6 protein-coding genes are annotated in these 5,317 nt (G+C 76.3%); 4 read left to right on the top strand and 2 right to left on the bottom strand.

Going from position 1 to position 5,317, the window contains the following annotated elements:
- Positions 1–117 precede the first annotated feature (117 nt).
- Positions 118–333 carry a hypothetical protein gene (locus tag ACFU6K_RS30495; RefSeq protein WP_380668444.1) on the top strand — a complete coding sequence of 72 codons (216 nt, stop codon included), beginning with the start codon at positions 118–120 and terminating at the stop codon, positions 331–333.
- A gap of 98 nt (positions 334–431) precedes the next feature.
- Positions 432–1,355 carry an undecaprenyl-diphosphate phosphatase gene (locus ACFU6K_RS30490; RefSeq protein ID WP_380668442.1) on the top strand — a complete coding sequence of 308 codons (924 nt, stop codon included), beginning with the start codon at positions 432–434 and terminating at the stop codon, positions 1,353–1,355.
- Here ACFU6K_RS30490 and ACFU6K_RS30485 read toward each other — a convergent pair.
- The gene (locus ACFU6K_RS30485) at positions 1,340–2,092 is read right to left on the bottom strand and encodes an alpha/beta fold hydrolase (protein ID WP_380668440.1); all 753 of its coding nucleotides are present in this window, start codon (positions 2,090–2,092) and stop codon (positions 1,340–1,342) included. The two genes, ACFU6K_RS30490 and ACFU6K_RS30485, sit on opposite strands and share 16 nt — an antisense overlap.
- 114 nt (positions 2,093–2,206) lie before the next feature.
- Complete coding sequence (locus ACFU6K_RS30480) at positions 2,207–3,112, bottom strand: sigma-70 family RNA polymerase sigma factor (RefSeq protein ID WP_380668446.1); 906 nt, start codon at positions 3,110–3,112, stop codon at positions 2,207–2,209.
- Between the two features lie 138 nt (positions 3,113–3,250).
- Between ACFU6K_RS30480 and ACFU6K_RS30475 the strand changes: the two genes are divergently transcribed.
- Positions 3,251–3,733 carry a carboxymuconolactone decarboxylase family protein gene (locus tag ACFU6K_RS30475; protein WP_380668438.1) on the top strand — a complete coding sequence of 161 codons (483 nt, stop codon included), beginning with the start codon at positions 3,251–3,253 and terminating at the stop codon, positions 3,731–3,733.
- 39 nt (positions 3,734–3,772) lie between these two features.
- Entirely contained in the window at positions 3,773–5,203 is a 1,431-nt protein-coding gene (locus ACFU6K_RS30470) for a PLP-dependent aminotransferase family protein (RefSeq protein ID WP_380668436.1), read from the top strand.
- Positions 5,204–5,317 lie beyond the last annotated feature (114 nt).

The raw sequence follows: 5,317 nt of genomic DNA, 5'->3' as shown, positions 1-5,317 counted from the left end.
GGGGCGGGCACCGGGCCGAAAACGGCGGGCGCCGGCGGGCCGCGCCGGAAAAAGGGCTTGCACCTGACGCTGCGGGAGGCGGCATCGTGGCGCGGGTCGAGCCCGAAGGAGACCCCCGTGACCCGCCCGGACCCCCCGCGCCGCCCCCGCCGCCTGCTCGCCGTGCTGACCGTCGCCCTGCCGCTGGCGGGCACGCCGGCCGCGGTGACCGCCGTCGTCCTGCTCGGCGACGCGGCGCACCGGGCCGTCCCGTCCGCCACCGTCCTGGCCTCCGTGGCGGCGGCGCTGATCGGGCACCTCGCCCCCGGTGTCCCGCAGCCGTACGGTCGGTGAACTTCCGACGGCGGGGCTGCCGAACGTCTACATGCGCGTAGTAGCTTCGCGAGGGCCCCCGACCCGGCCGGCCACCGACCCCCGAGCGAAGGTGCGCGATGTCGACCCTGACCTACCCGGAAGCGATAGGCGTCGGCCTGCTCCAGGGCGTGACGGAACTCTTCCCGGTCTCCAGCCTCGGCCACAGCATCCTGCTGCCCGCCCTGGTCGGCGGGAGGATCCAGCACGACCTCGACATGACCGCCGAGGGCTCGTCGTACCTCGCCGCCCTGGTCGCCCTGCACCTGGCCACCGCGCTCGCCCTGGTGGTCTACTTCCGCAAGGACTGGGTCCGGGTGGTCGAGGGGCTGTTCGGCTCGATCCGGCACAGCCGGGTGGAGACCCGCAACGAGAGGCTCGCCTGGCTGCTCGTCCTGTCCACCATCCCAGTCGGCGTGGCCGGCCTCGCACTGGAGAAGGCCCTGCGCAACGCGCTCGGCAAGCCCGTCCCGGCCGCGGTCTTCCTCGCCCTCAACGGGCTCGTGCTGCTCGGCGCCGAGCGGCTCAAGCGCGGCGGCACCGGCCGCCGCCGGGCCGGACACACCGCCGGACCCGCCGCCGACGAGCCGGGCCTGGACCCGGCGATCGCCTCCGACCGCCGGCTGACCAGGCTCGGCTACGGGCAGGGCGCCTGGATCGGCGCCGCGCAGATCCTCGCGCTGTTCCCGGGCATCAGCCGCTCCGGCGTCACCATGAGCGCCGGCATCCTGCGCGGACTGCACCACGAGGACGCCGCCCGGTTCTCCTTCCTGCTCGCCACCCCGGTCATCCTGGCCGCCTCGGTGCTCAAGGTGCCCGAGCTGTTCAGGCCGGAGAACTCCGGCGTGCTCGGCCCCGTCCTCGCGGGCAGCCTCGCCGCCTTCGTGGCCGGCTACGTCTCGGTGCGGTTCCTCACCCGGTACTTCGAGACCCGCAGCCTGACGCCGTTCGCGCTCTACTGCTTCCTGGCCGGCGTCGGCAGCGCGGTCTACCTGTCGCTCTGAGCCGTCCGGCCGCCGCTCCGGGCCGTCCGGCCGCCGCTCTTCGCCGTCCGGGCCGCCTCGCCCAGGATCCCGGCGAGGTCGGCCGGCCGGGAGAACATCGGCCAGTGCCCGGTGTCCAGCTCCACCAGCCGCCAGTGGCCGTCCGCGACCAGCCCGGCGACCACCGGCGGCGGCTCCGGCCAGTCCATCAGGCACTTCACGTACACCGTCGGGAGATCGCTCAACGGGCCCTCCAGGAAGGCCGGTTCGGTCAGCGAGGGGCCCGGGTGCGGCGTCGCCCCCGCGGCGATCCGGGCGATCTGCCCGACCGTCAGCCCCTGCTCGGCGAACTCGGCCGGCGGCAGCGGCGGCCACCAGCCCCCGTGCGCGGCCAGGTCGGCCCGCAGCGCGGCCGGCTCCGGCAGCTGGTCGGCGAAGGACTCCCCCGCCACCGGCACGTTGGCGTCCACCAGGACCAGCCCGGCCAGCCGCCCGCCGATCCGCTCGGCGGCCTGGCCCACCGGGATGCCCGCGTAGCTGTGCCCGACCAGCACCACCTCGCGCAGGTCCAGCCGCTCCACCTCGGCGACGACGTCCGCCACGTGTGCCCGCTGCCCGGCGGGCGCGCCGCGCTTCTCCGCGAGCCCGGAGAGCGTCAGCGGGTACGCCCCGTGCCCGGCCGCGCGCAGCTCCGCCGCGACCTCGTCCCACGCCCAGGCGCCGAGCCAGGCGCCCGCCACCAGCACAAAGTTCGCCATGGGCGGCACCGTAGCGCGCGGGCGTGACGGCGGCCCGGAAAGCGACGGGAAACACCACGTGGAGGAACGGTGGGGGCACCCCGCCCGCGCCGGGCGCCCCCACCGCTTCCCGGGTCAGCCGGCGGTGAGGCCCAGGGCGGCCAGCCGGGTCGGGTCGGTGAGGATGTCCAGCCCGGTGATCCGGCCCTCGTGGACGGTGAACGACATGACCGACAGCGGGCGGCCCCCGGCGAAGGACACCACCCCGGGCGAGCCGTTGACCAGGACCGGCCGGCCGTCGGCGGCGAAGCGGGCGAAGGCGATCGCCTGCGAGGCGACGTCCGCCGCGCCGCGGCGCAGCATGCTCGGCACCAGCGTGCCGCCGTCCGACCGGGCCACCACGTCCGGGTCGAGCACGGTCAGCAGAGCGTCGAAGTCCCCGCCCCGGGCGGCGCTCAGGAAGGCCTCCACCACCTCGCGCTTGCGGCCGTTGTCGGAGTCCGCGGCCGGGGTCGCGCCCTGGACCCGGCGGCGGGCGCGGCTGGCCAACTGCCGGGTGGAGGCGGAGGTCCGGCCGAGCACCTCGGCGATCCCGTCGAAGGGCACCTCGAACATGTCGTGCAGCACGAAGGCCACCCGTTCGGCCGGCGAGAGCGTCTCCAGGACCACCATCAGCGCGAGCCCGACCGAGTCCGCGACCAGCACCTCGTGCACCGGGTCCAGCGCCGACAGCCCGCCGACCACCGGGTCCGGCAGCCGTACCCGGCCCTCCTGCTCGGGCAGCGGGTCCTCCCGGCGGGAGGCGCGGGAGCGCAGCTGGTCCAGGCAGACCCGGCCGACCACGGTGGTGAGCCACGCCCCGAGGTTGCGCACCCCGCCCACGTCGCTGCGGCTCAGCTTCAGCCAGGCCTCCTGGACGGCGTCCTCGGCCTCGGCGAGCGACCCGAGCATCCGGTAGGCCACCGTCCGCAGCTGGGGGCGCTCCGCCTCGAAACGCCGGGCCAGTTCGGCCGGTTCGACCGGTCCAGCCGGTTCGGTCAGTTCGGCCGGTTCGGCCGGTTCGGCCAGGTCGACTGGTTCAGCCGGTTCGGCCGGGAGGTTTTCCTCGCTCACCCTGTCACATCCTCGGGTCGGGATCCGTCGGTCCAGTGACGGACGCTAACCGACCGGGAGGACACCATGACCACCACCACCCGCACCGCCCGCACCGCGCGCATGAGGAACCCCGCCATGGTCCTGCCGGACGCCATGCAGGGCATCCGAACCGTCTACCAGGCCGCGTACCAGGGCGGCGCCGACCCGAAGCTCCTGGAGCTGGTGCACCTGCGGGCCAGCCAGATCAACGGCTGCGGCGCCTGCGTGTTCGCCGGCGTCCAGGGCGCCCGGAAGCACGGCGAGACGGACGAGCGGCTGCACGCGGTGGCCGCCTGGCGCGAGGCGCCGTTCTTCACCGACGAGGAGCGCGCCGCCCTCGCCCTCACCGAGGCCGCCACCCGGATCGCCGACCGCTCGGGCCGGGCCGTCCCGGACGACGTCTGGGACGCCGCCGCCGACCTCTTCACCGAGGAGCAGCTCTCCGCGATCATCCTGATGATCGGACTGACCAACCTCTTCAACCGCCTCAACACCACCGTCGAGGAGCCCGCCGGCGCCACCTGGTGACCGCCCGGTGCGCCCTCCCGGCAGGCGAGAATGGGGGCCGTGAGCACCTCCTGGACCACCTTCGGCGGCGACCTGCACCTGGACCTCACCGAGCGCCGGGCCGCCGGCGCCGGACTGCGGGCCGCCCTGGAGGACGCGCTGCGCGAGGCCGTCCAGGACGGGCGGCTCACCCCCGGCACCCGGCTGCCGTCCTCCCGGGCCCTCGGCGAGGACCTCGGGATCGCCCGCAACACCGTGGTCGAGGCGTACGGCCAGCTCACCGCCGAGGGCTGGCTCAGCTCCCGGCAGGGCTCCGGCACCACCGTCGCCCGGCGGACGGTCCCGGAACCGGTCCGGGGCCGGCGGCCGGCCCCCCGGGCGGTGCGGGGACGGCCGGCCGCCCGGTACGACCTGATGGCCGGACGGCCCGACCTCTCGCTCTTCCCCCGCACCGCCTGGCTGGCCGCCGCCCGCCGCGCCCTCGCCACCGCGCCGCACGAGGCCCTCGACTACGGCAGCCCGCTCGGCCGGATCGAACTGCGGGAGGCGCTCACCCACTACCTGGCCCGGGTCCGCGGCGTGCGCACCGACCCCGACCACCTGCTCGTCTGCACCGGCGTCACCCAGGGCCTCGGCCTGCTCTGCGCCGCCCTCCGCGAGCGCGGCGCCCGCACGCTGGCCGTCGAGGAGTACGGGCTGCCGCCGCAGCACGCGGTCGCCCGGGCCGCCGGGCTCGCCACCGCCCCGGTGCCGCTGGACGCGGACGGCGCCCTGGTCGACCGGCTCGACCCCCGGGCCGGCGCCGTCCTGCTCACCCCCGCCCACCAGTTCCCCACCGGCGCGGCACTCTCCGCCGACCGGCGGGCGGAGGCGGTGCGGTGGGCGCGGGAGCAGGACCGGTACGTCATCGAGGACGACTACGACGGCGAGTTCCGCTACGACCGGCAGCCGCTCGGCGCGATGCAGGCGCTGGATCCGGAACGGGTGGTGTACGCCGGGACGGCCGCCAAGAGCCTCGCGCCGGGCCTGCGGCTGGCCTGGCTGGCCCTGCCGGACGCGCTGGTCGAGCCGGTCGCCCGGCTGAAGGCGCTGGCCGACACCATGTCCCCGGTGCTGGACCAGCTGACACTCGCCGAGCTGATCACCTCCGGCACGTACGACCGCCACGTACGGCGCTGCCGGCTGCACTACCGGCGCCGGCGCGACCACCTGGTCGCGGCGCTCGCCGAACACGCCCCGCACGTCCGGGTCACCGGCATCGCGGCCGGCCTGCACGTCGTCCTCCGACTGCCGCCCGGATCCACCCCCGAACCCGAACTCCTCGCCCGCGCCCAGCAGTCCGGCCTCGCCCTCCACGGCCTCGCCTGGCACCGCACCACCCCGTCCCCCGCCGGGGCCCCACCCGCCCTGGTCATCGGCTACGCCACCTCACCGGACCACGCCTTCCCGGCGGCGGTCCAGGCCCTCTGCGAACTGCTGCGCGGGGCCTGAGCGGGAGGGGCTACGGGACGAGCCCGCGTCCACGCGGGAAACCGCCGGAGGCGGCGCCCCGCCGCCGGGGCCGGTGCGGGAGCGGCGGTCCGCCCGCCCCCTCGGGGGTGGGGG

The organism is Kitasatospora sp. NPDC057512 (assembly GCF_042802135.1).
Classification (GTDB): Bacteria; Actinomycetota; Actinomycetes; order Streptomycetales; family Streptomycetaceae; genus Kitasatospora.
This window is presented reverse-complemented; position numbering and strand designations above follow the sequence as displayed.

What these genes read in the sequence shown, in the direction of transcription:
- ACFU6K_RS30490 (WP_380668442.1), top strand. Translation starts at nt 432, where the DNA reads ATGTCGACCCTGACCTACCCGGAAGCGATAGGCGTCGGCCTGCTCCAG.
- ACFU6K_RS30485 (WP_380668440.1), bottom strand. Translation starts at nt 2,092, where the DNA reads ATGGCGAACTTTGTGCTGGTGGCGGGCGCCTGGCTCGGCGCCTGGGCG.
- ACFU6K_RS30475 (WP_380668438.1), top strand. Translation starts at nt 3,251, where the DNA reads ATGACCACCACCACCCGCACCGCCCGCACCGCGCGCATGAGGAACCCC.